The sequence below is a fragment of the Sagittula sp. P11 genome, assembly GCF_002814095.1.
Taxonomy (GTDB): Bacteria; Pseudomonadota; Alphaproteobacteria; order Rhodobacterales; family Rhodobacteraceae; genus Sagittula.
In genome coordinates, this window is sequence record NZ_CP021913.1 from 3,882,092 (window position 1) to 3,907,957 (window position 25,866).

The window sequence follows — 25,866 nt, forward strand, 5'->3', positions numbered from 1 at the left end:
CCTTCTCAGTTCCGCTGCTTGGCCTTGCGGGCCTTCAGCATGTTGAACATCTTGGTGGCGAAGCCGTCCTTGATCGTCATCTCGGCACGTTCGATGGCCATGGCGCCCGCGGGCACGTCCTTCGTGATGGTGGAGCCGGAGGCGGTCATCGCCCCGTCGCCCACCGTCACCGGGGCCACCAGCATGGTGTCGGAGCCGATGAAGGCGTTCTTGCCGATCACCGTGCGGTGCTTGAAGACACCATCGTAGTTGCAGGTGATGGTGCCCGCGCCGATGTTGGTCTTCTCGCCGATCTCGGCGTCGCCGATGTAGGTCAGGTGGTTGGCCTTCACGCCCTCGTGCAGCACGGCGTTCTTCACCTCGACGAAGTTGCCGACATGCACGTCCTCTGCCAGTTCGGCCCCGGGCCGCAGGCGGGCATAGGGGCCGACGACCGCGCCGCGCGACACATGCGCGCCCTCTAGGTGGCTGAAGGCGCGGATGCGGGCGCCGGTCTCTACCGTGACGCCGGGGCCGAAGACGACGTTCTGCTCGACCTCCGCATCGCGGCCGATCACCGTGTCCCACGCGAAGAAGACGGTTTCGGGCGCGGCCAGCGTCACGCCGTCCTCCATCGCCTGCGCGCGCATGTAGGCCTGGAAGGCGGCCTCTGCCTGCGCGAGATCGGCGCGGGAGTTGACGCCCAGCGTCTCAGCCTCCGGGCAGCGGACGACGGTGGCGGTCAGGCCGCGCGCCCGGGCGAGGCCCACGATGTCGGTCAGGTAGAATTCGCCGGAGGCATTGTCGTTGCCCACCTCGGCGATCAGCGAGGCCAGGGTGGCCCGGTCGGCGGCCACGACACCGGAATTACATAGCGTGATGGCGCGCTCGTCCTCCGTGGCGTCCTTGTACTCGACGATCTTCAGGAGGTCGTCGCCGTCGGTCACCAGCCGGCCGTAGCGGGCGGGATCGGCGGCCTCGAAGCCCAGCACCACCACGTCATGCGTGCGCCGCGCCTCCGTCATGGCGTGCAGCGTCTCTTCGGAGATGAAGGGCGTGTCGCCATATAGCACGATCACGTCGCCGTCGAAGACCTCGAGCAGGGGCAGCGCCTGTCCGACCGCATGGGCGGTGCCCAGCTGTTCGGTCTGCAGGACGATGTGGGCATCGGGGTCGTAATCCTTCGCCGCCGCCTCCACCGCGTCGGCGCCGTGACCGGCCACGACGATGGTGTGGTCGGGGGCCAGGCGGTACCCGGCGCGCATGGCGTGCCACAGCATGGGCGCCTGGGCGATGCGGTGCAGGACCTTCGGCAGGTCGGACTCCATCCGGGTGCCTTTCCCGGCGGCGAGGACGATCAGGGCTAGGGGCATGGGGCTCGATCTGGTTTGTTCTTCTCTGCCCGCCGTTTTATAGGCTTCACGGGCCATGACAAGCCGGGGCAGGGTCACGCTTGGTTGCGGGATGTGACACCGGCCGCCGATCCCGGCGGGCCACCACGGACGAACAACGGACAAGAGGGCAGGACCATGACGCGCTGTGTGATCTTCGATCTGGACGGAACGCTTGCGGACACCAGCGCCGACCTCGTCGCCGCCGCCAACGCCTGTTTCGAGCGGATGGGCCTCGACCAGCGGCTCGACCCGGTGGCCGATGCGGGCGTGGCGCTGAGGGGCGGCAAGCGGATGCTGACCGTCGGGCTGGAGCGCGCGGGGCAGTATTCCGTGGACGCGGTGGACCGCTGGTACCAGCCGCTGCTTGAGGCCTATGCCGCGGCGCTCGACACCCACACGACGCTCTACCCGGGCGTGGTGGACCAGATCGAGGCGCTGCGCCGCGACGGCTACGCGGTGGGCATCTGCACCAACAAGCCCGCCGCCATGGCCGAGAAACTGATGACATCGCTGGGCGTGCGCGACCTCTTCGGCTCGCTCGTCGGCGCCGACACGCTGCCCACCCGGAAACCCGACGTGGCGCCCTACTGGGCGGCGGTCGACCGCTGCGGCGGGCTGCGCGGAACCTCGCTGCTGGTGGGCGACAGCGACACCGACCGCAAGACGGCGAAGGCCGCGGGCGTGCCCTGCATCCTCGTCACCTTCGCCCCCGAAGGCGAAGCGGTCCGCGACCTCAACCCCGAAGGGCTGATCGCGCATTTCGACGAACTGCCCGCGGAAGTCCGCCGCCTGATCGGCTGACCGTCCCCTTCATCTTGGCCGAAATACCTCGGAGGGGGCCCGGGGGAGGCAGCGCCTCCCCCGCGGATCGCCTGCCGCAGGGCAGGCGAAACCCATTGACCCCGCGGCGCGTCTCGGCGCAGATGACGCCATGACAGAACGCTTCACCGGCTCATTCACCCAGCAGGAACCGATCCCCGACGAAGGCATCGCCGCGGCGCTCGCCGTGCTGCGCCACGGGCGCCTGCACCGCTACAACACCGCCCCCGGCGAGCTGTCGGAAACGGCCCTTCTGGAACAGGAATTCGCGGGCTTCACCGGCGCGGCCTATGCGCTGGCGGTGGCCTCCGGCGGATATGCGCTGGGGTGCGCGTTGCGGGCAGTCGGCGTGTGCCCCGGCGACAAGGTGCTGACCAATGCCTTCACGCTGGCGCCGGTGCCGGGGGCCATCGCGGCGCTGGGGGCCGTGCCGGTCTTCGTCGGCGTGACGGAGCGGCTGGTGATCGACCTCGACGATCTCGCGCTCAAGGTGCAGTCGAGCGGCGCGAAGGTGCTGATGCTCAGCCACATGCGGGGCCACATCTGCGACATGGACGCGCTCATGGCGATCTGCGATGCGGCGGACGTCACGGTGATCGAGGATTGCGCCCACACCATGGGGGCCTCGTGGAACGGCGTGCCCTCGGGGCGGCACGGCGCGGTCGGCTGCTATTCGACCCAGACCTACAAGCACATGAACTCGGGCGAGGGTGGTTTCCTCGTCACCGACGACGCGGAGATCGCGGCGCGGGCGGTGATGCTCTCGGGCTCCTACATGCTTTACGAACGCCACCTTGCCGCGCCGCCGCCCGAAGCCTTCGCCGAGGTGAAGTACATGACGCCCAACGTCTCGGGGCGGATGGACAACCTGCGGGCGGCGATCCTGCGGCCGCAGCTGGCCTCCCTCGGGGCGCAGGTGGCGCGCTGGAACGCGCGCTACGCGGTGGTGGAGGCGGGGCTGGCGGACACGCCGGGCCTGACGCTGGTTGCGCGCGATCCGAAGGAGGTGCCGGTCGGCTCATCCTTCCAGTTCCTGCTGCTCGACTGGAGCGACGAGGCCATCGCCGAGGTGCTCCGCCGCTGCGCCGCACGCGGGGTCGAGCTGAAGTGGTTCGGCGGGGCGGAGCCCACGGGCTTCACCTCGCGCTACGACAGCTGGCGCTACGTGGAGGCCGAGCGGATGCCCGCCTCCGACCGCATCCTGAAGGGCATCGTCGACATGCGCCTGCCGCTGACCTTCTCGGAAGAGGACTGCGCCCTGATCGCGCGGATCGTCCGGGCCGAGGTCTGCGCGGTCTATCAGGCCGGCTGAGCCAGCAGCCCGCGGGTGTCCAGCGCGTGGCGCAGCGGGGCGAGGTGTTCGGCATAAGCCTGCCACGCGCCGTCGCTGCCGGTGTAGATGCCGTCGCGGACCTGCAGCGAACTGGCGGTGGCGACAACCCGGTCGGACCCGCCGAAGGACAGGCAGGCATCGTCCCAGGGCAGCCCCAGCGCATCGAGCAGGGCCGCGACCGTGTCGCGCGGGGCCTCGGTCAGCGCGCTGTAGGACAGGCGGTGGATCGGCACGCCCTCTGCCTGCCAGTGGTCCAGCGTCTCGCGGTAGAGCGCCATGGCCCCGGCGATGTCGTCGAAATCATAGGCAAAGCCGTTGCCGGTCTTCACGAAACACTGCCGGAAAAGCGACCAGCCGAGCGCCATGGGATCGCGGTCGAGGGCCACGATCCGCGCCTCGGGGATCAGCGCGTGCACCAGCCCGAGCAGCGGGAAGTTGAGCGGCATCTTGTCGACCACGAAGGCCTTGTCCCCGCCACGCTCGGCCAGCGCCCGGCGGTAGCCGTCGCGCAGCCGGGCGAGGGTTGCGGGATCGGGGGCGCCCTTGTCCGGCGTGCCGGTCATCATCGCGGGCAAGAGATTCGCGCGCAGGAAGGTGCATTCCCCCGCCGTGCCGACCTGCGGGTGGGCCGACAGGATCGTTTCCGTCAGCGTGGTGCCGGAGCGGGGAAGCCCCACGACGAGGATCGGCACCGGCGCGCCGGGCGCGGGCTCCGGCAGGACGGGGAGGTCCTTGAGCCGCGCGACCTCTGCCGTGTAGGGCGCCAGCGACAGGCCGTGCGCCTTCTTCTTCTGGGCATTGCCGAGGGCATAGTGGCGAAAGGCCTCGCGCGGGCGGCTGAGGTCGTCGAAGGCCTTCCCGAGCGCAAAGTTGAGTTCGTAGAGCTCCGCCTCGGTCAGCTTGCCGGAGGCGGCGAGCTTCTTCATCTTCGCCAGGTGCGGGTCGCTGCGGGAGGTGTAGCGGCTGGTTTCCGCCAGCGCCCGGTGTGCGGCGCCGTTGGTGGGCTGGAGCCGGGTGAGCACGGCAAAGCGCGCCCGGGCCGTTTCCCGCGCGCCGTTCACATGGGCCGCGACGGCGGCCAGCCGCACCGCATGCGGGTCGTCGGGCAGGGCGTCGGCGGCGGCCTCTGCCGGGGCACGCAGGGCCTCCATCTCGCCCAGGTCCATGAGCGTGCGGGCGAGGTCGCGGTAGAGCGCCGGCTTGTCGGGGTTGCGGCAGAGCGCCTCCGCCACGGCATCGCGGGCCTCCCTCGGGCGGCGCAGGGCGGTGAAGGCGTGGTAGAGCGCCTCGTGCGGGGTCGCGGCCTCCGGGTAGCGGGCGGCGAGCGCGCGGGCCAGGGCCAGCGCGGCCTCCGCCTGTCCGCCGTTCAGCAGCATGGCGAGGCGCTGTGCCTCCGCCGGGGAGGGGCGGGCGGCGCCGAGGCCGGGCAGGGCGGGCGGACGCAGCCGGTTGCGCAGGCGGTAGGCGCGGGGCGCGTGCCGCAGGCTGTCCGGCAGCGCGTCGAGCAGGGCGCGCGCGCCATCCCTGTCGCCCGCGTCCAGCAGGCGCTCTGCCTTGTCGAAGTCTGACACCCCTGTTTCCTTCCTGTCCCGGCGGCGTTTGTCGGCGGGCAGTCTCTCCGGTTGGCGGGGGAAGGACAAGGGCGCGGCCTGTGCTTTGGCCGGGGCGGTGGAGGTTGGGGTGCGGTCAGGCGGCGGGCGGCGATGCCTGTGCCGTGGAGAGTTCGGCCAGGCGGGCGTCGATGTGGTGCAGCCCGTCGAGCGTCAGCGGTTTCGTCATGAAGTCGCGCACCACCTGGAACGCGCGGGCATGGGCCTTGTCCTCCTCCCGCGCGGAGGTGGAGAGCATGATGACCGCGCTTTTGACGAAATGCGTGCCGAAGCGGGCGGTGGCGGCTTCGAGGAACTCGAACCCGTTCATGCCGGGCATGTTGATGTCCAGAAGAATGACGTCGATGTCCGGGCCGTCGCCCGCGGCAAAGAACGCCAGCGCGCTTTCGGCGCCGAGGTGCTGGTGCAGCGTGCCCACGAGGCCGGAGCGTTCGATCAGCCGTTTGTAGAGCTTCTGGTCGATGGGCTCGTCGTCGATGGTCATCAGATGGTCGATCATGTCAGGCTGCCTTCATCGTGATGGTGAACGTGCTGCCCTCGCCTGGGGCGGATCTGAGGGTGATGTCGCCGCCGTGGGTCTGCGCGATCCGCTGGCAGATCGGCAGCCCGAGGCCCGAGCCGTCGAATTCGGTCCGGTTGTGCAGCCGGGCGAAGAGCGCGAAGATCCGGTCCTGCTGGTCCTCGGCGATGCCGATGCCGTTGTCGCCCACGGTGAAGGCCACGGTGCCTTCCGACGCCTCCGCCGGGGCGATGGAGACCACGGGCGCCACGCCGGGGCGGCGGAACTTCAGCGCGTTCGAGACGAGGTTCTGGAACAGCTGGCGCATCTGCGGCGGGTGGGCGGCGAGACGGGGCAGGGGGCTGCGCCGGATCTCGGCCCCGGCGCCTTTGATGTCGGCGCGCAGGTCGGTCAGCACCTGGTCCAGCACCGCGTCGAGGTCCACGTCCTCCCGCGTGAATTCGGTGTCGAGCGAGCGGGTGTAGGTCAGCATGTCCTCCACCAGCCGGTTCATGCGGGTCAGGACGCCGCCGAGGTCGCCGATCAGCTCTGCCGCATCGCCCGGCAGGTCGGTCTTCGCCTCGTCGAGGTCCTGCCGGACGGCGGCCAGCAGCATCAGCGCGGTGTTGGTCGGCGCCTTCAGGTCGTGCGAGATGGCATAGGTCATCTCTGCCTGTTCGCGGTTGATCTGCTGGAGCTGGCGGTAGGACATGGCGAGGTCGCGGCGGTGCCTGACCTCGGTGTCGAGCGCGGCCTCCTGCGCCTTCAGCTGGTGGAAGGCTTCGCGGGCGCGGGCGTGGTTGCGCAGTTCCTGTCCGTACAGCACCAGCAGCAGGAGACAGGCGAAAAGCGACGCCAGCATGGCGCGGCGCACGGGCTGGTAGGCGTCCCTGTAAGCGTTGCTGATGGCGCGTGTCGCCCTGTCGAGGCTTTGCCGGGCGTCGCGGTCCGACACGCGCACCATGGCGTCGACATCGCCGATGCTGTCCGTCGCGGCGCGCCGCCCCGAAAGGAAGTCGAGGTTGGCGCGGTATTGGCCAAGCGCCTGTTCGAACAGCGAAAGATCGACCTCCAGGCTGCGGTCGGCGGCCAGGCTGCGCAGGGTCGTCAGCGCCGCCATCGCACGGTCGTAATCGGCCATGGCATCGGCGATGTAATGCGGTTCGTCCGGCCGCAGGACCGCGTTCTTGAAGTCGTGGATGAAGCCCGTGTAGCCGGTCACCCGCTCCAGCTCGAGCGTGGTTTCGATGTGCAGGCGCCAGTTGGTGCGCACCTGATCGGAGGCGTACCAGAACCAGACGAAAGCGGCGCCGGAAATGGCGGCGCCGCCGAGTGTCACGGCACTGATGACGAGGTGTTGTCTGCGGCGCGGCATATCTTCGGCTCGGGTCGCCTTGCGTGGTCTGGTGTGGGTTCCGGCAGGCGCCGCATCGGACATGCGCTGCCCGTTTGCTGCGGCGCCGCCGGAGTGCGGGCTTCGGTTCTTTGCAGGATGCGGGCGGAGGTCTTAATAATCCGTTGCCCCGGACGCGGAACTCAGGGAACCCTTGACGCAATGCTTTCTGCGTCGTTAAATGAACAAGCGTTCAATAAGGGGGAGGAGAGGCGATGTTCCTTGCGAGCATGCGGTTCGATCTGGGCGAGGATGTGCACGCATTGCGTGAAATGGCGCATCGCTGGGCCCAGGAACGGGTGAAGCCGATGGCGGCGGCGATCGACCGCGACAACGTCTTTCCGCCGGAGCTCTGGCCGGAGATGGGCGAGCTGGGCCTGCTGGGCGTCACTGTCGAGGAAGAGTACGGCGGCGCGGGCATGGGCTATCTCGCGCACACGGTCGTCGTGGAAGAGATCGCGCGGGCCTCTGCCTCCGTCTCGCTGTCCTACGGGGCGCATGCCAACCTCTGCGTGAACCAGATCCGGCTGAACGGCTCGGACGAGCAGAAGCGCAAGTATCTGCCGGGGCTGATCTCGGGCGCGCATGTGGGCGCGCTGGCCATGTCGGAACCCTCGGCCGGGTCGGACGTGGTGTCGATGAAGCTGCGCGCCGAGAAGCGCAACGACCGCTACGTGCTGAACGGCAACAAGTACTGGATCACCAACGGCCCGGACGCGGACACGCTGGTGGTCTATGCCAAGACCGATCCGGAGGCCGGCGCGAAGGGCATCACCGCCTTCCTCGTCGAGAAGTCGATGAAGGGATTCTCGACCAGCCCGCATTTCGACAAGCTGGGGATGCGCGGGTCGAACACGGCGGAACTGATCTTCGAGGACGTGGAAGTGCCGTTCGAGAACGTGCTGGGCGAGGAAGGCAAGGGCGTGCGCGTCCTGATGTCCGGTCTCGACTACGAGCGGGTTGTGCTGGCGGGCATCGGCCTCGGGATCATGGCCGCCTGCATGGACGAGATCATGCCCTACCTGCGCGACCGCACCCAGTTCGGCAAGCCCATCGGGTCGTTCCAGCTCATGCAGGGCAAGATCGCCGACATGTACACCGCGATGAACTCGGCCCGCGCCTATGTCTACGAGGTCGCCAAGGCCTGCGACCGGGGCGAGGTCACGCGGGCGGATGCGGCGGCCTGCTGTCTCTATGCCTCGGAGGAGGCGATGAAGCAGGCACACCAGGCGGTCCAGGCGATGGGCGGGGCGGGGTTCCTGAACGACGCGGCGGTGGCGCGCATCTTCCGCGACGCCAAGCTGATGGAGATCGGCGCGGGCACGAGCGAGATCCGCCGGATGCTGGTCGGACGCGAGCTGATGGGGTCGATGTGAGCGGAGCGCCGGGTGCGGCTGTCGGGGGCCGTTCTGGCTGGTCCGGGGCTGAGCCCTGCGTGCAGAATGCTCGGGTGCGGACGCTTTCCGCGAACCCGCTGCGGTGACTCCGCGTTGGGTCATGTGGCTGCCGCTTGGCGTGCTGGTGACCTGCGGGGCGCTGTTGGCCTTCCGCTATGGCTGGATAGATGCCAACCTGACGGAGAGCGCGGCGATCGAGGCATACGGGCGGCGCTACATGCGCGAGGCGGGCGCGCCGGCGGCGGATTGCACCGGGGTTCCGGGGCAGGGCGTCTGGCTGGTGGTCCGCTGCGGGCCGGAGGCGGCGCGCTGGGAATACCGGGTGAACCGGTTCGGGGGACTGGTGGAGATCACCCGGTCGAACGGAATGGGAGAGGGGATATGATGCTCAGGATCATCGGCATGGCGCTTCTGGCGATGCCCGTCGCGGTGACGTTGCCGGTCGGGGCCGTGGCGCAGGACCTTGCGTTCTCGCCGCAGGTCACCGCGGATTGCGTGTCCTCGGGCCAGCCCTTCGAGGAATGCATCGGCGCGGCGGCGGAGGACTGCATGGAGCGCAACGGTTCCGCCACCGTGGTGATGAGCGCCTGCTACGGCGCAGAGGCGGACTGGTGGGATGCGCGGCTGAACGAGATCTATTCGGGCGTCATGGCCGAGGCCAAGGGCATGGACCGGGAAAACGGCGAACATGCCCCGAGCCAGGCGGAAGCCCTGCGCCGGATGCAGCGGGCCTGGATCGCCTACCGCGACGAGACCTGCAGCTACGAGGCGAGCCTCTGGGGCGGGGGCACGGGCTCAGGCCCGGCGTTCAACGCCTGCCTCATGCGGATGACGGCGGAGCAGGGCCGCTACCTGGACACCGCGACGATCAACTGATGCTGGAGCGCGCGGACACATACGAGGCGCTGCGGGCGGGCTTCAGGTGGGAGATCCCCGACCGGCTGAACCTGGCGGAACAGGTCTGCGACGGCTGGGCCAACCGCGAACCGGAGCGTCTGGCCATCCTCGACCTCTCGGAAGAGCGCGCGGAGCGGGTGTCCTATGCCCGGCTCCACGCCCTGTCGCTGCGGGTCGAGGACGTGCTGCGGCGCCGGGGCGTGGCGGAGGGCGACCGGGTGGGCGTGCTGCTGAGCCAGTCGGCGCTTTGCGCGGCGGCGCATGTGGCGGTGTGGCGGATGGGGGCGATCACCGTGCCGCTCTTCAAGCTCTTCCGGGAGGACGCGCTGCGTTCGCGGCTGGAGGACAGCGGCGCGCAGGTCGTGGTGACGGACACGGAAGGATCGGGGATGCTGGCGCCCTTCGGGGTGGTGCCTGTGACCCGCGCCGACCTGCCGGAGGAGGGCCGGGGCGGCCCGGTTGCGCAGACCGGGCCGGAGACGCCGGCGGTGCTGATCTACACCTCCGGCACGACGGGCAAGCCCAAGGGCGCGCTGCATGGCCACCGCGTGCTGACTGGCCACCTGCCGGGCGTCGAGATGAGCCACGACTTCCTGGGCCAGGAGGGCGACATGCTCTGGACGCCGGCGGACTGGGCGTGGATCGGCGGGCTGTTCGACGTGCTGATGCCCGGTCTGGCCCTGGGCGTGCCGGTGGTGGCCGTGCGGGAGGCAAAATTTTCGCCGAAAATTTTGACGCGCGTGGCGAAGGCCGGTGCCCGGAATGTCTTCCTGCCGCCCACTGCCCTGCGGATGCTGAAGGCGGAGGATGCCTCGGTCCGGGGGCTGCGCTCCGTGGCGTCGGGCGGGGAGCCATTGGGCGCCGAGATGCTGGCATGGGGCCGTGCGGCGCTTGGCGTCACGATCAACGAGTTCTACGGCCAGACGGAGTGCAACATGGTGGCGTCGAGCTGCGGTGCGCTTTTCGACGTGCGACCCGGGTGCCTCGGGCGCGCGGCGCCGGGGTTCGACGTGGGCGTGATCGACGCGGATGGGCAGGAAACGGAGGGCGAGGGCGACATCGCGATCCGCCGCGGCGCCGGGTCCATGATGCTGGAATACTGGAACAATCCCGCCGCCACGGCCGAAAAGTTCCGGGGCGACTGGCTGGTGACCGGCGACCGGGGCGTGATCGAGGACGGCTTCATCCGGTTCGTGGGGCGCGAGGACGATGTCATAACATCCGGCGGCTACCGGATCGGCCCGGCGGAGATCGAGGATTGCCTGATGACCCATCCGGGCGTGGCCACCGTCGGTGTAGTCGGCAAGCCGGACCCGCTGCGCACGGAGATCGTCAAGGCCTACGTGGTGGCGAAACGGGGGGCCTCGGTGAGCCCGGAGGAGCTGCAGGACTGGGTGAAGGAACGGCTGGCCGCACACAGCTATCCGCGCGAGGTGGCACTGGTCGAGGACCTGCCGATGACGGTGACCGGCAAGGTGATCCGCAAGGAGCTGAAGCGCCGGGCGGTGGCCGAGACCGAAGGAGGCGGGTCGTGAGCGGTGTGTCCACCGGGTTTGCGTGGCTTTTGGAGCGGGGGGTGACGCCGGCCGGTCCTTCAGGCGCGCGCGATCCTCAGCGGGAGGGCCTGTCGTGAAACCTCTGGTTCTGGGTGTCTGTCTGCTGGCCGGTTCGGCCATGGCGCAGCCGGAGGAGGCGGCGCCGGACTACGCGCCCCTGCCGAGCTTCGGGGAGTGCATGGACGAGGAGGCGGCGCGCTACGAACGCGCGCTGAAGCGGCTGAACGAGATGCCGGAAGATCAGGAGTTCGAGATCGGCGACACTCGTGGAACGGGTTATTGCGGCTCGGTGGGGTTCGTCCATTGCGACCGGGAGCCGACGCTGGAAGAGGTGCAGGACTGCCAGCTGAAGCTGGCGGCGGAGGAAGAGGCGCTGGCCGAGAAGATCCGCGCGACGCTGCCCCTGCCGGAGGAGGTCGAGGGCAAGGGCGGCGACTTCGAACAGGCGCTTTATCCGCGCGCCTATGCGCTGGCGCAGGGCATCTCGGCCGGGCCGGATTGCGACGGCGACATTCCCCAGCGCGGCACATGGTGCACGGCATGGGAAGCGAACAACCGGCTGCGGGACGCGATCCTCGCGTGGCAGCTGGCACGGTTCCTGGGCGTGGCGGAGACGGCGGTGGCCGCGGGATGGGCCGAGGCGCCCCCGCCTCTGCGCCCGCGTGCGCGGGAGGCTGAGGATGACTGACCTGACATCGCGGCTGGCTGACCGGCGCTGCCCGGACTGCAACACGCTGCAACCGCTTTTCGTGTCGCAGCCGGGATGCCGGCGCGTCTGGCAGCGCGACGGGGCGGAGGTCATCCCCTGTCCTGGCTGCGCGGTGCCCCTCCGGCTGGAGGCGAACACCCGCGATCCGAAGGGTATCGTGGCCAGCGTGCTGCTGGTGGCGATCCTCGGCGGCGGGCTTCTGGCGGCGCTGCGGGCCGCGACGGTCTGGGGGCTGGGGGCATGGCAGCTTGGCGGTCTGCTCCTGGCGATCGTGGCGCTGGGGATCGGGGTATCGACGGTCTGGAACGGATTCGAGGCGCGGCGGCGGCCAGTGGTCGTGGCCGGACGGGCCTCTGGGGAGGAAGACGCATCATGAGGTTGCAATCGGCGGTCCTGACGGGGTCGGAGGCGTATCGCGCCAACAGGGAGGCGCACCTGGCCGCGCTGGCGGAGATATCGGAAGCCGCCTCGCTGGCGGCGGCGGGCGGCGGCGAGAAGGCGCGGGAACGCCACCTGTCGCGGGGCAAGATGCTGCCGCGCGAGCGCGTGGCGGGGCTGCTCGACGCGGGCTCTCCGTTCCTGGAGGTGGGCGCGCTGGCGGCGCACGGCATGTACGACGGTGCGGCGCCCGCCGCGGGCGTGATCGCGGGGATCGGCCTAGTCGAGGGGCGGCAGGTCATGGTGATCTGCAACGACGCCACCGTGAAGGGCGGCACCTACTATCCGATGACGGTGAAGAAGCACCTACGTGCGCAGGAGATCGCCGAGGAATGCCGCCTGCCATGCATCTACCTGGTGGATTCGGGCGGGGCGAACCTGCCCAACCAGGACGAGGTCTTTCCGGACCGCGACCACTTCGGCCGGATCTTCTACAACCAGGCGCGGATGTCGGCCAAGGGCATCCCGCAGATCGCAGCGGTCATGGGGTCCTGCACGGCGGGCGGCGCCTATGTGCCCGCCATGTCGGACGTGTCGATCATCGTGAAGGAGCAGGGGACGATCTTCCTCGCCGGGCCGCCACTGGTGAAGGCCGCGACCGGAGAAGTGGTCAGCGCCGAGGACCTGGGCGGCGGCGACGTGCACACGCGGCTGTCGGGGGTGGCGGATTACCTTGCCGAGGATGATGCCCATGCGCTGGTGCTGGCGCGTCGTGCGGTGCGGTCGCTGGGCAGAGTTTTCGAGGAAAACTCTGCGACGGGAAGACTTTTCGCCGAAAAGTCTTTGGGGGGCACCGCACCGGATTACGACCCGGAGGAGATCCTCGGCGCCGTGCCCGCGGACCTGCGCACCCCCTACGACATCCACGAGGTGATCGCGCGGGTGGTCGACGGGTCCTGGTTCGATGCCTTCAAGCCGCGCTTCGGCGAGACGCTGGTCTGCGGTTTCGCCCAGATCCACGGCATGGACGTGGGCATCGTCGCCAACAACGGGGTGCTGTTCTCCGAGAGCGCGCAGAAGGGCGCGCATTTCGTCGAGCTCTGCTCGCAACGCAAGATCCCGCTGGTGTTCCTCCAGAACATCACCGGCTTCATGGTGGGCCGGAAGTACGAGAACGAGGGCATCGCGCGCCACGGCGCCAAGATGGTGACGGCGGTGGCCACGACGAGTGTTCCCAAGGTCACGGTGCTGGTCGGCGGGTCGTTCGGTGCGGGTAATTACGGCATGGCGGGGCGGGCCTATCAGCCGCGGTTCCTCTGGACCTGGCCCAATTCGCGCATCTCGGTGATGGGCGGCGCGCAGGCGGCGGGCGTGCTGGCGACGGTCAAGCGCGACGCCATCGAGCGGTCGGGCGGCAGCTGGTCGGAGGACGAGGAGGCGGCGTTCAAGCGCCCGACGCTGGAGATGTTCGAGCGCCAGTCGCATCCGCTATACGCCTCGGCGCGGCTCTGGGACGACGGGGTGATGGACCCGCGCAAGACGCGCTCCGTGCTCGCCCTGTCGCTGCGCGCGGCGCTCAACGCCCCGGTGGAGGAGACGCGGTTCGGCGTCTTCCGGATGTGACGGAGCCGGCTGTGGACAGGATGCGACGTGCGCGCGGTTGCAGCCTGCGCTGTGCCGGTCCCCGTTCTGGCGGCGGTTTGCGGGGGCGCCGCGCGTCAGCCGCGATAGGCGGTGCGCGGCGCGCCTTCCGCCGCCCCGTGCCGCTTGAACTGAAGGTTGTTCTTGCGCACGAACATCCCCATCGAACTGCGCACCGCGGGCAGGAGGGCGTCGAAGGCGTCCTCGTTCGCGGCGCGCGCCGCCAGCACGGCATTGGCCGCCTCCGTGCCGGCGACGAGCTGGTCGAGCGCCGCGATGCTGGTGTCGAAGTCGGGGAACTCCAGCTTGATCTTGCTCTTGCCGATCACGGCTTCGAGCTGCTTGTTGGGCGGCAGGTCGACCTTGGCACCTTCGGTCTGAAGCTGCTTGCCGAAGTTGTAGAGCGGCGAGGCCGCCCCCAGCGCGAGGCAAGCCTTGAGGAAACCGGTGTACTTCTGGGTGGTGCCGAATTTCTCCATCTGGCAGTCGAGTTCGATCGGCTTGGTGATGATCGGGTCTTTGGGCCGGTCGGCGCGGATCGTGCGGACGTGGATGGCGTGCGAGACGTCGAGCAGGATGTTCAGCGAAAAACCGAATTCGTAGAAAAGGTCTGCCTGCGCTTCGGTGAGGGTGCCGACAAGGCGGTATTGGCCGGACATGGCTACAATCCTTGTTTTGCGGGCCGCGCGGGCCCCGGAAAATCGTGGCCGGGTAACAGCGGCCGAAACACGGAAAATACCGGATACGCTGCCAGATCGGCTGCCGTGACGCAACGGAAACAATCGGGCGGACACGGGCTGCGGGGGAATGAAGATGTTTGACACGATCCTGATCGCGAACCGGGGGGAAATTGCCTGCCGGGTTATGCGGACGGCGCAGGCGATGGGACTGCGCTGCGTGGCGGTCTATTCGGAGGCGGACGCGAACGCGCTGCATGTCGCCATGGCGGATGCGGCGGTCTGCATCGGCGGGGCCGCCCCGGCGCAGAGCTACCTGCGCGGCGACCGGATCATAGCCGCCGCGCAGGAGACCGGTGCGCAGGCGATCCACCCGGGATACGGCTTTCTGTCGGAGAACCCCGACTTCGTGGCGGCGGTCGAGGATGCGGGGCTGGTGTTCATCGGCCCCTCGGCGGAGGCGATCCGCAAGATGGGCCTGAAGGACGCGGCCAAGCGGCTGATGGAGGAGGCGGGCGTGCCCGTGGTCCCCGGCTACATGGGCGGCGATCAGGATCCCGGCCACCTCGAGGTCGAGGCCGGGCAGGTCGGCTATCCGGTGCTCATCAAGGCCGTGGCGGGCGGCGGCGGCAAGGGGATGCGCCGGGTCGACCGGGCTGAGGACTTCATCGACGCGCTGGAACGGGCGAAGGCGGAGGCGCGCGGCGCCTTCGGCAACGACGATGTGCTGATCGAGAAGTTCATCGAGAAGCCGCGCCACATCGAGGTGCAGGTCTTCGGCGACGGCACCCGCGCGGTGCACCTGTTCGAACGGGACTGCTCGCTTCAGCGGCGCCACCAGAAGGTGATCGAGGAGGCGCCCGCGCCGGACATGCCGGAGGACGTGCGCGCCGCGATGGGTGCCGCCGCCGTGCGCGCCGCCGAGGCGATCGGCTACAGCGGGGCCGGGACGGTCGAATTCATCGTGGACGGCGCGGGCGGACTGCGTACGGACGGTTTCTGGTTCATGGAAATGAACACCCGCCTGCAGGTGGAACACCCTGTGACGGAGGAGATCTGCGGCGTCGACCTTGTCGAGTGGCAGATCCGTGTCGCCGCCGGAGAGAGCCTGCCCGCGCGGCAGGAGGACCTGACGATCAACGGCCACGCCTTCGAGGCGCGGCTGTATGCCGAGGACGTGCCTGCCGGGTTCCTGCCCGCGACGGGCCGGCTGGCGGAGCTGCGCTTTCCCGAGGGCGTGCGTGCGGAGACCGGCGTGCGGGCCGGGGACGAGATCAGCCCGCACTACGACCCGATGATCGCCAAGCTGGTGGTGCACGGCCCGTCCCGGGCGGTCGCGCTGCGGAAGCTGGCAAGGGGCCTGCGGGCCACGCGGGTGGCGGGCACGGTCACGAACCTGAGCTTCCTCGGTGCACTGGCGGAGCATGAGGGCTTCGGCCGGGGCGAGGTGGACACAGGGCTGATCGGGCGCGAACTCGACAGGCTTGTCGCGATGCCGGAGGTCGGCCCGGCGGTCTGGGCGGAAGCGGCGCTGGGGGCCATGGGCCTGCTCGACGCCGAGGGCTGGGAGACGGGTTTCTGCCTCTGGTCGCCTTCGTGGAAGCGGATCGTGCTGGCGCGCGGCGAGGACAGGCGCGAGCTGGGCGTGATGGTGCGCGCAGCGGGTTCGGCGCTGGTCTCGGTCGACGGGACCGAGGTCGAATGCCTGAAGGCGGCGCAGGGCTGGACCTTCGACGGGGCGGCGGGCGGCGGTGTCTTTGCCGACGGCGGGCGCGTGACGGTCTTTGCCGACTACGGCGTGGCCTTCGAGGTCATCGACCCGCTGGCTCAGCAGGCCGAGGGCGCCGCAGCGGGCGCGGCGCTGGCGCCGATGCCGGGGCGTGTCGTCTCGGTCCACGTGCGGGTCGGGCAGGAGGTCGTGGCGGGCGACCGGCTGGCCGTGCTGGAGGCGATGAAGATGGAGCACACGCTGACCGCCTCTGCCGACGGGGTGGTGGCCGAGGTGCTGGTGGCCGAGGGCGACCAGGTGGAGGCCGGGGCGGCGCTGGTGGTCATGGAGGAGGCGGAGTGACCTTTGCCGACCTGCCGGAGGGGACGCCGGTGATGATGTGCCCCGAGGTGCGGGCCGACCCGAAGGCGGCCTACACCGTGGCGGCGGAACTCGACCGCAACATCGCCGTCTGGTGCGGCCTCTGCCGGTTCGAGACGGCGCGACCGGGCCGCCTGCGCGAGGTGCTGGACGCCTGGCCGATGCTGGCGCGGCAGGAGGTGCCCCGGATGGGACAGCATTACGAACACACGGGCCATGGCCTCTGGTTCCTGAGGGAGGGACGGATTTGATCAGGTTGCATCACGTACAGTACGGGCGGTCGTTCCGCGTTCTGTGGCTCTTGGAGGAGATCGGCGTCGAGCGCTTCGGCGGGCTGGAGATCGTCGAGCACCGGATCGGCACGCGCGAGATGGCGGAAAGCGGGCTGGCGCGGGTGTCGCCCGCGGTGCGCATCCCGGCGATCGAGATGGACGGGCTGGAGATGTCCGAATCCGGCGCCATCGTCGAATACCTCGTGGAGACCTTCGCACCCGGGCTGGGCCGGGCACCGGGGGACGCGGATCGCGCGGCCTACCTGCAATGGATCCACTTCGCGGAGACGCAGGCGAGCCTGATCGAGAACCTGAACCTGCAGATGGTCTTCCTGCGCCCGCCCGCGAAGCCTTCGCCCGTGGTGGTGAAGCTGACCGTGGCGCGGCTTCGGCAGACGCTGAGGGGGATGGAGGCGCGGTTGTCCGGCGACTGGCTGCTGGAAGGCGGCTTTTCCGCGGCGGACATCATGATGGGGTTCAACCTGTTCGCCGCGCCTTATTACGTGAAGCTCGACGAGTTCCCGAAGCTCATGGCCTACAAGGCGCGGATGGAGGCGCGGGAGGCCTACCAGCGCGCCGTGGCGCGCGAGGGGGAGCAGCGGTTCTACACGCAGGATTTCTATCCGGTGCCCGAGGCGTGAGGCTTCGGTAAAGGGCTGTTGAAAGGCGCGCCTTGCGGCGCACAGGCTGTCTCGGCCCCGGCCTTCGGGCCGTGACCTCGGGGGCGCGGCTCTGCGGCGCGGGGCAAGGAAACAGGAGGACAGGACATGCCCGAGAGGGTCGAGATCTTCGAGGTGGGGCCGCGCGACGGCCTGCAGAACGAAGCGCGGATGATCGCCACGGAAGCCAAGGTGGCGCTGGTGGACCTGCTGTCCGGCGCGGGGTTCCGGCGGATCGAATGCGCCTCCTTCGTGTCGCCGAAGTGGGTGCCGCAGATGGCGGACAGCGGCGACGTGCTGGAGCGGATCGCGCGGGCGCCGGGTGTGTCCTACGCCGCGCTGACGCCCAACATGAAGGGGCTGGAGCGGGCGCTGGCGGCGCGGGCCGACGAGGTGGCGGTGTTCGGCGCGGCCTCGGAAGGGTTCTCGCGCGCGAACATCAATGCCTCCGTCGAGGAGGGTCTGGCGCGGTTCGTGCCGGTCTGCGAGGCGGCGCGGGAGGCGGGCGTGCCGGTCCGAGGCTATGTGTCGTGCGTGGTGGAATGTCCCTACGACGGGGCAGTGCCGCCCGAGGACGTGGCGCGGGTCGTGGCGGCCCTGCGCGACATGGGCTGTTACGAAGTCTCGCTGGGCGACACCATCGGGCGCGGCACGCCGGAGGCGGTAGACGCCATGCTGGCCGCGGTGCTGGAGGAGATGCCCGCCGACCAGCTTGCGGGCCATTTCCACGACACGAGCGGCCGGGCGCTGGAGAACGTGCGCACCGCGATGGACCGCGGTCTGCGGGTCTTCGACGCGGCGGTGGGTGGTCTGGGCGGCTGCCCCTACGCGCCGGGAGCGGCGGGCAACGTGGCGACCGAGGCAGTGCATGCCTACGTCACGGCGCAGGGGTTCGAGACCGGGCTCGACGCCGGTATCCTCGCAGAAGCGGGCCGGATGGCGCGGGCGATGCGGGCGGAATGAGGCGCTGTCGTGTCCGGCGGTTGGCGCCGGTCCCCGGAAACGTGCCGGGATGTCTGACGGAGCAGGAGGAGGGATGATGGAAGACGTTCGTGTGGTGCGCGAGATGCGCGGCCTGGCGCGGCTGATTCTGGCGCGCGCGGCCAAGCACAACGCCATGTCGGCAGAGATGATGGCGCAGATCGTCGCCGCGGCGCAGGAACTGGCCAAGGACGAGGCGGTTCGCGTGGTGGTGCTGGAGGCGGAGGGACCGACCTTCTGCGCCGGGGGGGACCTTGCGTGGATGCGCGAACAGTTCGGCATGGCGCCGGACGCGCGGCGGCGCGAATCCGCGCGGATCGCCGAGGCGCTCGGCGCGCTGCACGACCTGCCGCAGCCGCTGATCGGACGGGTTCAGGGCAATGCCTTTGGCGGCGGGATCGGGCTGATCTCGGTCTGTGACGTGGCCATCGGGGTGGAGACGGCGAAGCTGGCGCTGACCGAGGTGAAGCTGGGGCTGATCCCGGCCAACATTGGCCCTTATGTCGTCGCCCGGATGGGCGCGAGCGCCGCGGCGCGGATCTTCATGAACGGCAGGGTGTTCGGGGCGCCGGAGGCGGTGACGCTCGGGCTCCTGTCGCGGGCTGTCCCGGCGGAGGACCTCGACGCCGCCGTCGAGGCGGAGGTGGCGCCTTATCTCGCCTGCGCGCCGGGCGCGGTGCGCGACGCCAAGCGCCTGTTGCGGCGGCTGTCGGGCGGTGTGCGTCAGGACGATGTCGAGATGGCGGTCGACGCGCTGGCCGCGCGCTGGGAAACGGCAGAGGCGCAGGACGGCATTGCGGCCTTCTTCGACAAGCGTCCCGCGCCCTGGGCGGAGGGGTAGGCGGTTTTTCGGTCCTGTCGGGAATTCGCGTCTGACGCGACAGGGCGCACGGGGCCGCTGCCCGCGTGACAGCGCGGCACTCTGAATGGACGGGACGATGACGGTACAGGTGGCGCAGTTCTACGCGATGGGGTGTCTGGCGGTCGTCTTCTTCCAGGTGGCCTTGATCGGCGGGCTGCCCCTTGGCGCATGGACGCAGGGCGGGCGATATCGCGGCGCCCTGCCGTTGCGGGGGCGGCTGGTGGCGGCGGTCGCGGTTCCGGTGCACCTGTACCAGGGGCTGGCGGTCGTCAGCGCGGCGGGGTTTCCCGGGATGGGCTGGCCGCTCTGGACCGGGTGGGTGGCCTTCTGCACAAGCGTGATCGTCGCCGTCCTGAGCGGCTTCAGCCCGTCGGGCGAGGAACGCGCGGTCTGGTTGCCGGTCAACGTCGTCATGGCGGCGCTGGCGGGCTACGTCATGCTGATGACGCTGACGGGGCAGGCGGCGGGTGCCGTGCAGAGTGTCTGAGGGCACGGTCTGCCCGAGAACTCCCCCGGTGCGTCATGGTCAGGACATATTTCTCTGAAAGACGGCAAGGGAAGGGCCTGGGGCCTGCCACCGGCGGTCTGTCCCGCGGGACGGCTGACGCGGGTGCGGGCCTATGGGCCGTTCATCCGCCGGGGCATTGCTGGCTCAGCGTGGATGGCAAGGCGCAGAAGGAGAACGACGGTATGGCGCGCAACATCGGTCTGGCAGCCGCGCTGCTGTTTCTGGGTGCAGCGCCCGTCACGGCGCAGGCGGCGGTCGAGCTGACCGCCCGATCCTGCCGCCCGGTTGCGCAGGTCGACTGGACCGCGCCGCCGCCTGAGCAGTTCGGCATCGCGCTTGGCTGCCTTGCCGAGGAAGATTACGGCGGGGCGATCCGGTTCCACGCTGTCGCCGCAGCGATGATGTTCTTCGACGCGATGCGGGTGAGCGATCAGGCGGCCCGCGGCGTCCAGGCGGAGGTGGCGAAGGCCTTCGGCGATCAGGCGGGCGAAGCGGCGATGAGTGCCCAGTCCGGCTTCCTGCGGACCATGAACCAGGCTGCCTTCAGCGCCGAGATCTGCAAGCTGTTCGACGCCAAGGGCCCCCCGCAGCACGCGGTCGCCTACATGAAAGGCCGGGGCGAGCCGGGCGCCGATCTGGTGGAGCCCGGCTTCGATTCGGCCGGGGCCTGGGCCGAAGTGTCCGCGCTGATGATGCGCTGCTTGCCCGGCGGCTGAGCCGGGATCGCCTCAGAACAGCGTGGCGATCATCCAGACACCCATGCCGATCATCACGAGGTTCTCGGTCAGCGACACGAAGCCGAGCGGCACGTTGGACGATCCGCCCATGCAGGCGCACTTGAGTTCGCGCTTGTCGATGTAGACCGCCTTGAAGACGGAGACCGCGCCGATGGTGCCGATGATCAGGGCCACGGGACCGGAGAGCCAGGGCAGGACACCGGCGAGCATCAGGATCGCGGCCAGCGCCTCGGCGTAGGGGTAGACGTAGCCGTATTCGACCTTGCGGCGCGCGAGCAGGTCGTAGTTCAGGAACATCGTGGTGAAGCTCTCGATGTCGCGCAGCTTCTGCACGGCAAGAAGCGCCATGGCGGTGGCCAGAATCGCGCGCAGGGTGCCCGCCCAGCCGAGGCCGCCGGTCCAGCCGATGGCAATGCCCATCAGCGCGGCCATGCCGAAAACGGCGATGACCGGGGTATAGCTCTTCTCGATGTCGGAGGCCGGGGTAATGCCGAGTTCGCGCTGCGTGTCCTCGTAGCCGCCGATGCGCCGGTCGCCGATGTAGACCTGTGGCGTCGTCTCCACGTCGTGCGATTCCTGGAAGCGGTCGGTTTCCTCGCGGGTCGTCAGTGGGTGATCCTCGACCTCGTAGCCCTTCCGCTCCAGGAGGGCCTTGGTCTTCAGCCCGAAGGGACAGAGGTGATCCGGCGTCGACATGCGGTAGAGGCGGGCGCGGTTCGGCGTGGAGTCGAGGGGCATGGATGGGGTCCTCCTGTCAGCGGGGCGGATGGGCGGTCTGCGGTTTGCTGGTGGACCAACGCCCGTGACCGTGCGCATGTTCCGGCGCGGGATTGGGCGCGGTATTGGGCGCGACCCATCCGCGCGGGGCAGGGCGGGGTGCGGCGATGCCGCCGGGGCCGGGACGCTACCCCATTGCGCAGGCAGCAGAATTTGCGCCAGAATGGGCGCGTGCCGGTTCGTTTCCATTCTACCGAATATGCCGCGGGCTTGTTGACCCTGCCGGTCGGTGCGGATAAGTCACGACATGACACGCGGCGCGCGCCTCCCGCGCGTGGCGCGCCCCCCGTTTATGAGGAGCTGCCTCGTGGAAGAGATGCTGCGGGAATATCTTCCCATCCTTGTGTTCCTGGCCATCGCCATCGTCATCGGACTCGTGTTCATTTTCGCCGCGATCCTCGTCGCCGTGCGGAACCCGGATCCGGAGAAGGTGTCGGCCTATGAATGCGGCTTCAACGCCTTCGATGACGCGCGGATGAAGTTCGACGTGCGGTTCTACCTCGTGTCGATCCTGTTCATCATCTTCGACCTCGAGATCGCGATGCTGTTCCCGTGGGCCGTGGCCTTCCAGCACATCTCGATGACGGCGTTCTGGGCGATGATGGTGTTCCTCGGCGTGCTGACGGCGGGCTTTGCCTACGAATGGAAGAAAGGGGCCCTGGAATGGGAGTGATGACCGGAGCGAACACTGCGGGCGTCGACCGTGAGGTGGCCACGCAGGATCTGAACCGCGAACTGCAGGACAAGGGTTTCCTGCTGACCTCGACGGAGGACATCATCAACTGGGCGCGCACCGGCTCGCTGCACTGGATGACCTTCGGTCTCGCGTGCTGCGCGGTGGAGATGATGCACACCTCGATGCCGCGCTACGACCTGGAGCGGTTCGGCACCGCGCCGCGCGCCAGCCCGCGCCAGTCGGATCTGATGATCGTGGCGGGCACGCTGACCAACAAGATGGCACCGGCGCTGCGCAAGGTCTACGACCAGATGCCGGAACCGCGCTACGTGATCTCGATGGGGTCCTGCGCGAACGGCGGCGGCTACTACCACTACTCCTACTCGGTGGTGCGCGGCTGCGACCGCGTCGTGCCTGTGGACGTCTACGTGCCCGGGTGCCCGCCGACGGCGGAAGCGCTGCTCTACGGCATCATGGCGCTGCAGAAGAAGATCCGCCGCACCGGAACGCTGGTGCGCTGAAGACGGCCCGGAGGGCGGTCCGGCGGGGCACATGGCCCCCCGGGCGCCCCGGGACCGGGAAGATGCAGGGCTTCCGGGCGGACCCGCCGCGGGGGCGAGAAGGGAAGACGAGATGGCAGACGTGAAACCGGGCGACAAGGTCCAGCTGATTTCGGGCAGCGTCGTGATGACGGTTGAAACCGTCGGGCAGAGCGACCAGAACGCCGCCCTCACGGCGGCGCAATGCGTCTGGTACGAAGCAGGTCAGGGCAATGTCCTCGGCGAGGTGCGCCGTGCGGTGGTCGCCGTCGACGCTCTGGAAAAGGTGTAAGCGAATGGTGCAGGCACTCAAGGAACTGGGCGAACACATCGCGACGAAGCGCCCCGACTGCGTGGTCGCATGGGACGTGACCCATGGCGAGCTGAACGTCGACGTGGCCCCCTCGAACATCCGCGGCTTCGTGGACTTCCTGAAGACCGATCCGACCTGCCGGTTCTCGTCGCTGGTGGACATCACCGGGGTCGACTACCCGGAGCGGCCGAAGCGGTTCGACGTGGTCTACCACTTCCTGTCGATGTACCAGAACCACCGCATCCGGCTGCGCGTCTCGGTCCGCGAGGACGAGATGGTGCCGTCGATCGTACCGGTGCATCCCAGCGCCAACTGGTTCGAACGCGAGACCTTCGACATGTACGGCATCCTGTTCTCGGGCCACCCGGACCTGCGCCGCATCCTGACGGACTACGGGTTCCGCGGCTATCCGCTGCGCAAGGACTTCCCGACGACCGGGTACACGGAAGTGCGCTATGACGAAGAGCGCAAGCGCGTGGTCTACGAGCCGGTGACGCTGGTGCAGGAATACCGCCAGTTCGATTTCATGTCCCCGTGGGAAGGCGCGAAATACGTGCTTCCGGGCGACGAGAAGACCGAAGGCAAGGCGTGAACATGACCGGGCGCGGGACCTGGAAGAGTTTTCGGACGAAAACTCTTGGACGTGAACACTCTTCGTCCGAAGAGTGTTCCCCGCGCGCGGTGGCATTGGACGGGGTGCGTGACACAAGCCCCGAGGAAAGGGACGGTCGATGATGGACGGCTCCAAAGGTTTCGAAGACGCCCTGACGGGCGAACAGAAGATCCGCAACTTCAACATCAACTTCGGTCCGCAGCACCCGGCGGCCCACGGCGTGCTGCGCCTGGTGCTGGAGCTGGACGGCGAGATCGTTGAACGCTGCGATCCGCACATCGGCCTTTTGCACCGCGGCACCGAGAAGCTGATGGAGAGCCGGACCTACCTCCAGAACCTGCCGTATTTCGACCGCCTCGACTACGTGGCGCCGATGAACCAGGAACACGCCTGGTGCCTCGCGATCGAGCGGCTGACCGGGGTCGAGGTGCCGCGCCGTGCCTCGCTGATCCGGGTGCTCTACTCCGAGATCGGACGTGTGCTGAACCACCTGCTGAACGTGACCACGCAGGCCATGGACGTGGGCGCGCTGACGCCGCCGCTCTGGGGCTTCGAGGAACGCGAGAAGCTGATGATCTTCTACGAGCGGGCCTGTGGCGCGCGCCTGCACTCGGCCTATTTCCGGCCGGGCGGTGTGCACCAGGACCTGCCGCCGAAGCTGATCGACGACATCGAGCAGTGGGCGAAGGAATTCCCGGCCAAGCTGGACGACATCGACGGCCTGCTGACCGAGAACCGCATCTTCAAGCAGCGCAACGCCGACATCGGCGTGGTGACGGAGCAGGAGATCCTCGACTGGGGCTTCTCCGGCGTGATGGTGCGCGGCTCCGGCCTCGCCTGGGACCTGCGCCGTGCGCAGCCCTACGAATGCTATGACGAGTTCGACTTCAAGATCCCGGTGGGCAAGAACGGCGACTGCTACGACCGCTACCTCTGCCGGATGGCGGAAATGCGCGAATCGACGAAGATCATCCTGCAGGCGATCGACAAGCTGCGGGCGCCGGACGGCCAGGGCGATATCCTGGCACGCGGCAAGGTCACCCCGCCGAAGCGCAACGAGATGAAGACCTCGATGGAGGCGCTCATCCACCACTTCAAGCTCTACACCGAAGGGTTCCACGTGCCGGCGGGCGAAGTCTATGCCGCGGTGGAGGCGCCGAAGGGTGAATTCGGCGTGTACCTCGTGGCGGACGGCACCAACAAGCCGTACCGGGCAAAGCTGCGCGCGCCGGGCTACCTGCACCTGCAGGCGATGGACCACGTCGCAAGCGGCCACCAGCTGGCCGACGTGGCGGCGATCATCGGCACGATGGACATCGTGTTCGGTGAGGTCGACCGCTGAGTGCAGGGGGCCGGGCTGCCGCCACAGGGGCGGGGCGCGGCCATGCGTGACGGCAGGTCACGGGCAAGGAAGAAGGGCCGCGGGAAGGCCGGACGAGGGAAGTGAATATGAAGAAACTGTTTCTGTGTGTCCCGGCGCTGGCACTCGCCGGCTGCGTGGAACTGGGCATGGCGCCGCAGGACACCACGCCGGAGATGCTGGCACAGTGGGACGCGGCGGTGGCCTCCATCGGCTGCGACCTCGTGGCCGAAAGCGACTACCTGCCAGTGGAACTGCAGACCGGAATCCCGCGTCAGAAGCTGATCGAGATCGCGCAGTACAAGATCCAGAAGAAGCAGGCCGTGTCGCTCGAAGGCGGCGGTGTGCGGTCTGTCGTGGGCGCCTGTGCGCCGCAGCCCGAAGCGCAGGTGGCGCAGGCGGGCTGAGCGGAGCCGGCAGGAACGTGATACGGCGCAGGCGCGCCAGAAGGAGTTGAGACATGCTGCGACGGCTGCATCCCGAACAACCCGACAGCTTCGAGTTCTCCGAAGCCAACCTCGCTTGGGCGAAAGAGCAGATCACGAAGTATCCCGCCGGGCGCCAGGCCTCGGCGATCATCCCGCTGCTGTGGCGCGCGCAGGAGCAGGAGGGCTGGCTCAGCCGTCCCGCCATCGAGTACGTGGCCGAGATGCTGGGGATGGCCTACATCCGCGCGCTCGAGGTAGCGACCTTCTACTTCATGTTCCAGCTTCAGCCGACCGGCTCGGTCGCGCATGTCCAGATCTGCGGCACCACGTCCTGCATGATCTGCGGCGCCGAAGACCTGATTGCCGTCTGCCGGGACAAGATCTCTTCGAAGCCGCACGCGCTGTCGGAGGACGGCAAGTTCTCGTGGGAAGAGGTGGAGTGCCTCGGCGCCTGCACCAACGCGCCCATGGCGCAGATCGGCAAGGACTACTACGAGGACCTCACCGCCGAGAAGCTGAGCGACCTGATCGACGCGCTGGCGAAGGGCGAGGTGCCGCAGGTGGGGCCGCAGAACGGCCGGTTCGCCTCCGAACCGCTGGGCGGCGCGACCACGCTGACCGAATATACCAACGCCTCGATCAAGATGAACGCCAGCGCGCAACTGGCACATGACATCGGCGACACGGTGAAGCGCATCGACGGGACGGAGGTGCCGCTGGTGGCCCCCTGGACCGATCAGGCGGGCACCCGCGGCGCCTGAGCGCGCCCG

At 69.0% G+C, this 25,866-nt stretch carries 28 protein-coding genes and 1 pseudogene; 23 read left to right on the forward strand and 6 right to left on the reverse strand.

Going from position 1 to position 25,866, the window contains the following annotated elements:
- Positions 1-5 precede the first annotated feature (5 nt).
- A complete protein-coding gene (gene glmU, locus CDO87_RS18745) occupies positions 6-1,352 on the reverse strand; it encodes a bifunctional UDP-N-acetylglucosamine diphosphorylase/glucosamine-1-phosphate N-acetyltransferase GlmU (protein WP_100930191.1) in 1,347 nt (448 codons plus the stop codon).
- 156 nt (positions 1,353-1,508) lie between these two features.
- Between glmU and CDO87_RS18750 the strand changes: the two genes are divergently transcribed.
- Together CDO87_RS18750 and CDO87_RS18755 are read left to right on the forward strand one after the other, a co-directional pair.
- Positions 1,509-2,174, forward strand: a complete 666-nt coding sequence (locus CDO87_RS18750; RefSeq protein WP_100930192.1) for an HAD hydrolase-like protein — start codon at positions 1,509-1,511, stop codon at positions 2,172-2,174.
- A 130-nt stretch (positions 2,175-2,304) separates the two neighbouring features.
- On the forward strand, positions 2,305-3,504 hold the full coding sequence (locus CDO87_RS18755; protein WP_100930193.1) for a DegT/DnrJ/EryC1/StrS aminotransferase family protein: 1,200 nt from the start codon (positions 2,305-2,307) through the stop codon (positions 3,502-3,504).
- On the opposite strand, the gene CDO87_RS18760 is transcribed toward CDO87_RS18755, so the two are convergent.
- From CDO87_RS18760 to CDO87_RS18770, 3 genes are all read right to left on the reverse strand, one after another.
- Positions 3,492-5,096 (reverse strand): sulfotransferase, encoded by a 1,605-nt coding sequence (locus CDO87_RS18760; protein WP_100930194.1) that lies wholly within the window; start codon positions 5,094-5,096, stop codon positions 3,492-3,494. The genes CDO87_RS18755 and CDO87_RS18760 overlap by 13 nt on opposite strands.
- A 115-nt stretch (positions 5,097-5,211) precedes the next feature.
- Positions 5,212-5,634, reverse strand: coding sequence for a response regulator (locus CDO87_RS18765; RefSeq protein WP_254698211.1), 423 nt, complete (start codon positions 5,632-5,634; stop codon positions 5,212-5,214).
- A 1-nt stretch (position 5,635) separates the two neighbouring features.
- Positions 5,636-7,009 carry an ATP-binding protein gene (locus tag CDO87_RS18770; protein WP_157815044.1) on the reverse strand — a complete coding sequence of 458 codons (1,374 nt, stop codon included), beginning with the start codon at positions 7,007-7,009 and terminating at the stop codon, positions 5,636-5,638.
- A gap of 233 nt (positions 7,010-7,242) precedes the next feature.
- On the opposite strand from CDO87_RS18770, the gene CDO87_RS18775 reads away from it, so the two are divergent.
- The 7 genes from CDO87_RS18775 to CDO87_RS18805 all read left to right on the forward strand — a co-directional run bounded on the left by CDO87_RS18775 (position 7,243) and on the right by CDO87_RS18805 (position 13,587).
- Positions 7,243-8,403: an isovaleryl-CoA dehydrogenase gene (locus CDO87_RS18775; protein WP_100930196.1), complete on the forward strand. Its 1,161-nt coding sequence runs from the start codon at positions 7,243-7,245 to the stop codon at positions 8,401-8,403.
- Between the two features lie 121 nt (positions 8,404-8,524).
- Positions 8,525-8,809, forward strand: coding sequence for a hypothetical protein (locus tag CDO87_RS18780; protein ID WP_100930197.1), 285 nt, complete (start codon positions 8,525-8,527; stop codon positions 8,807-8,809).
- Positions 8,806-9,300, forward strand: a complete 495-nt coding sequence (locus CDO87_RS18785; RefSeq protein WP_100930198.1) for a lysozyme inhibitor LprI family protein — start codon at positions 8,806-8,808, stop codon at positions 9,298-9,300. The genes CDO87_RS18780 and CDO87_RS18785 overlap by 4 nt, the downstream gene beginning before the upstream one ends.
- On the forward strand, positions 9,300-10,856 hold the full coding sequence (locus CDO87_RS18790; protein WP_100930199.1) for an AMP-binding protein: 1,557 nt from the start codon (positions 9,300-9,302) through the stop codon (positions 10,854-10,856). The genes CDO87_RS18785 and CDO87_RS18790 overlap by 1 nt, the downstream gene beginning before the upstream one ends.
- Positions 10,857-10,950: 94 nt before the next feature.
- Positions 10,951-11,565, forward strand: coding sequence for a hypothetical protein (locus CDO87_RS18795; RefSeq protein WP_100930200.1), 615 nt, complete (start codon positions 10,951-10,953; stop codon positions 11,563-11,565).
- Complete coding sequence (locus CDO87_RS18800; RefSeq protein ID WP_100930201.1) at positions 11,558-11,962, forward strand: hypothetical protein; 405 nt, start codon at positions 11,558-11,560, stop codon at positions 11,960-11,962. Before CDO87_RS18795 ends, CDO87_RS18800 begins: the two co-directional genes overlap by 8 nt.
- Positions 11,959-13,587 (forward strand): carboxyl transferase domain-containing protein, encoded by a 1,629-nt coding sequence (locus tag CDO87_RS18805; RefSeq protein ID WP_100930202.1) that lies wholly within the window; start codon positions 11,959-11,961, stop codon positions 13,585-13,587. The genes CDO87_RS18800 and CDO87_RS18805 overlap by 4 nt, the downstream gene beginning before the upstream one ends.
- A 95-nt stretch (positions 13,588-13,682) precedes the next feature.
- Here the strand turns inward: CDO87_RS18805 and CDO87_RS18810 are convergent, their stop codons facing one another.
- Positions 13,683-14,264, reverse strand: coding sequence for a hypothetical protein (locus tag CDO87_RS18810; protein ID WP_100930203.1), 582 nt, complete (start codon positions 14,262-14,264; stop codon positions 13,683-13,685).
- Positions 14,265-14,418: 154 nt separating this feature from the next.
- On the opposite strand from CDO87_RS18810, the gene CDO87_RS18815 reads away from it, so the two are divergent.
- From CDO87_RS18815 to CDO87_RS18845, 7 genes are all read left to right on the forward strand, one after another.
- Positions 14,419-16,353, forward strand: coding sequence for a biotin carboxylase N-terminal domain-containing protein (locus CDO87_RS18815; RefSeq protein ID WP_100931038.1), 1,935 nt, complete (start codon positions 14,419-14,421; stop codon positions 16,351-16,353).
- Complete coding sequence (locus tag CDO87_RS18820) at positions 16,350-16,622, forward strand: hypothetical protein (protein ID WP_100930204.1); 273 nt, start codon at positions 16,350-16,352, stop codon at positions 16,620-16,622. Before CDO87_RS18815 ends, CDO87_RS18820 begins: the two co-directional genes overlap by 4 nt.
- Positions 16,619-17,284 carry a glutathione S-transferase family protein gene (locus CDO87_RS18825; RefSeq protein WP_100930205.1) on the forward strand — a complete coding sequence of 222 codons (666 nt, stop codon included), beginning with the start codon at positions 16,619-16,621 and terminating at the stop codon, positions 17,282-17,284. The genes CDO87_RS18820 and CDO87_RS18825 overlap by 4 nt, the downstream gene beginning before the upstream one ends.
- 126 nt (positions 17,285-17,410) lie before the next feature.
- Positions 17,411-18,265 carry a hydroxymethylglutaryl-CoA lyase gene (locus CDO87_RS18830; RefSeq protein ID WP_100930206.1) on the forward strand — a complete coding sequence of 285 codons (855 nt, stop codon included), beginning with the start codon at positions 17,411-17,413 and terminating at the stop codon, positions 18,263-18,265.
- Between the two features lie 76 nt (positions 18,266-18,341).
- Positions 18,342-19,124 carry a crotonase/enoyl-CoA hydratase family protein gene (locus CDO87_RS18835; RefSeq protein ID WP_198521756.1) on the forward strand — a complete coding sequence of 261 codons (783 nt, stop codon included), beginning with the start codon at positions 18,342-18,344 and terminating at the stop codon, positions 19,122-19,124.
- A gap of 97 nt (positions 19,125-19,221) precedes the next feature.
- Complete coding sequence (locus CDO87_RS18840) at positions 19,222-19,632, forward strand: hypothetical protein (RefSeq protein ID WP_100930208.1); 411 nt, start codon at positions 19,222-19,224, stop codon at positions 19,630-19,632.
- Between the two features lie 203 nt (positions 19,633-19,835).
- Positions 19,836-20,369, forward strand: a complete 534-nt coding sequence (locus tag CDO87_RS18845) for a hypothetical protein (RefSeq protein WP_100930209.1) — start codon at positions 19,836-19,838, stop codon at positions 20,367-20,369.
- A 12-nt stretch (positions 20,370-20,381) separates the two neighbouring features.
- On the opposite strand, the gene CDO87_RS18850 is transcribed toward CDO87_RS18845, so the two are convergent.
- Positions 20,382-21,128, reverse strand: coding sequence for a MauE/DoxX family redox-associated membrane protein (locus tag CDO87_RS18850; protein ID WP_100930210.1), 747 nt, complete (start codon positions 21,126-21,128; stop codon positions 20,382-20,384).
- A 346-nt stretch (positions 21,129-21,474) separates the two neighbouring features.
- On the opposite strand from CDO87_RS18850, the gene CDO87_RS18855 reads away from it, so the two are divergent.
- The 7 genes and pseudogenes from CDO87_RS18855 to nuoE form a co-directional block, all read left to right on the forward strand.
- Complete coding sequence (locus CDO87_RS18855; RefSeq protein ID WP_005857462.1) at positions 21,475-21,840, forward strand: NADH-quinone oxidoreductase subunit A; 366 nt, start codon at positions 21,475-21,477, stop codon at positions 21,838-21,840.
- On the forward strand, positions 21,840-22,364 hold the full coding sequence (locus tag CDO87_RS18860; protein ID WP_005857464.1) for an NADH-quinone oxidoreductase subunit B family protein: 525 nt from the start codon (positions 21,840-21,842) through the stop codon (positions 22,362-22,364). Before CDO87_RS18855 ends, CDO87_RS18860 begins: the two co-directional genes overlap by 1 nt.
- Positions 22,365-22,476: 112 nt before the next feature.
- Positions 22,477-22,674: a hypothetical protein gene (locus CDO87_RS18865; protein ID WP_005857466.1), complete on the forward strand. Its 198-nt coding sequence runs from the start codon at positions 22,477-22,479 to the stop codon at positions 22,672-22,674.
- Positions 22,675-22,678: 4 nt separating this feature from the next.
- A complete protein-coding gene (locus tag CDO87_RS18870) occupies positions 22,679-23,287 on the forward strand; it encodes an NADH-quinone oxidoreductase subunit C (RefSeq protein WP_100930211.1) in 609 nt (202 codons plus the stop codon).
- A 139-nt stretch (positions 23,288-23,426) separates the two neighbouring features.
- Positions 23,427-24,650 (forward strand): NADH-quinone oxidoreductase subunit D, encoded by a 1,224-nt coding sequence (locus CDO87_RS18875; RefSeq protein ID WP_100930212.1) that lies wholly within the window; start codon positions 23,427-23,429, stop codon positions 24,648-24,650.
- Positions 24,651-24,757: 107 nt separating this feature from the next.
- The gene (locus CDO87_RS18880) at positions 24,758-25,075 is read left to right on the forward strand and encodes a hypothetical protein (RefSeq protein ID WP_100930213.1); all 318 of its coding nucleotides are present in this window, start codon (positions 24,758-24,760) and stop codon (positions 25,073-25,075) included.
- A gap of 53 nt (positions 25,076-25,128) precedes the next feature.
- Positions 25,129-25,842 (forward strand): annotated as a pseudogene (gene nuoE / locus CDO87_RS18885) (NADH-quinone oxidoreductase subunit NuoE); the annotation flags it as partial.
- Between the last annotated feature and the right edge of the window lie 24 nt (positions 25,843-25,866).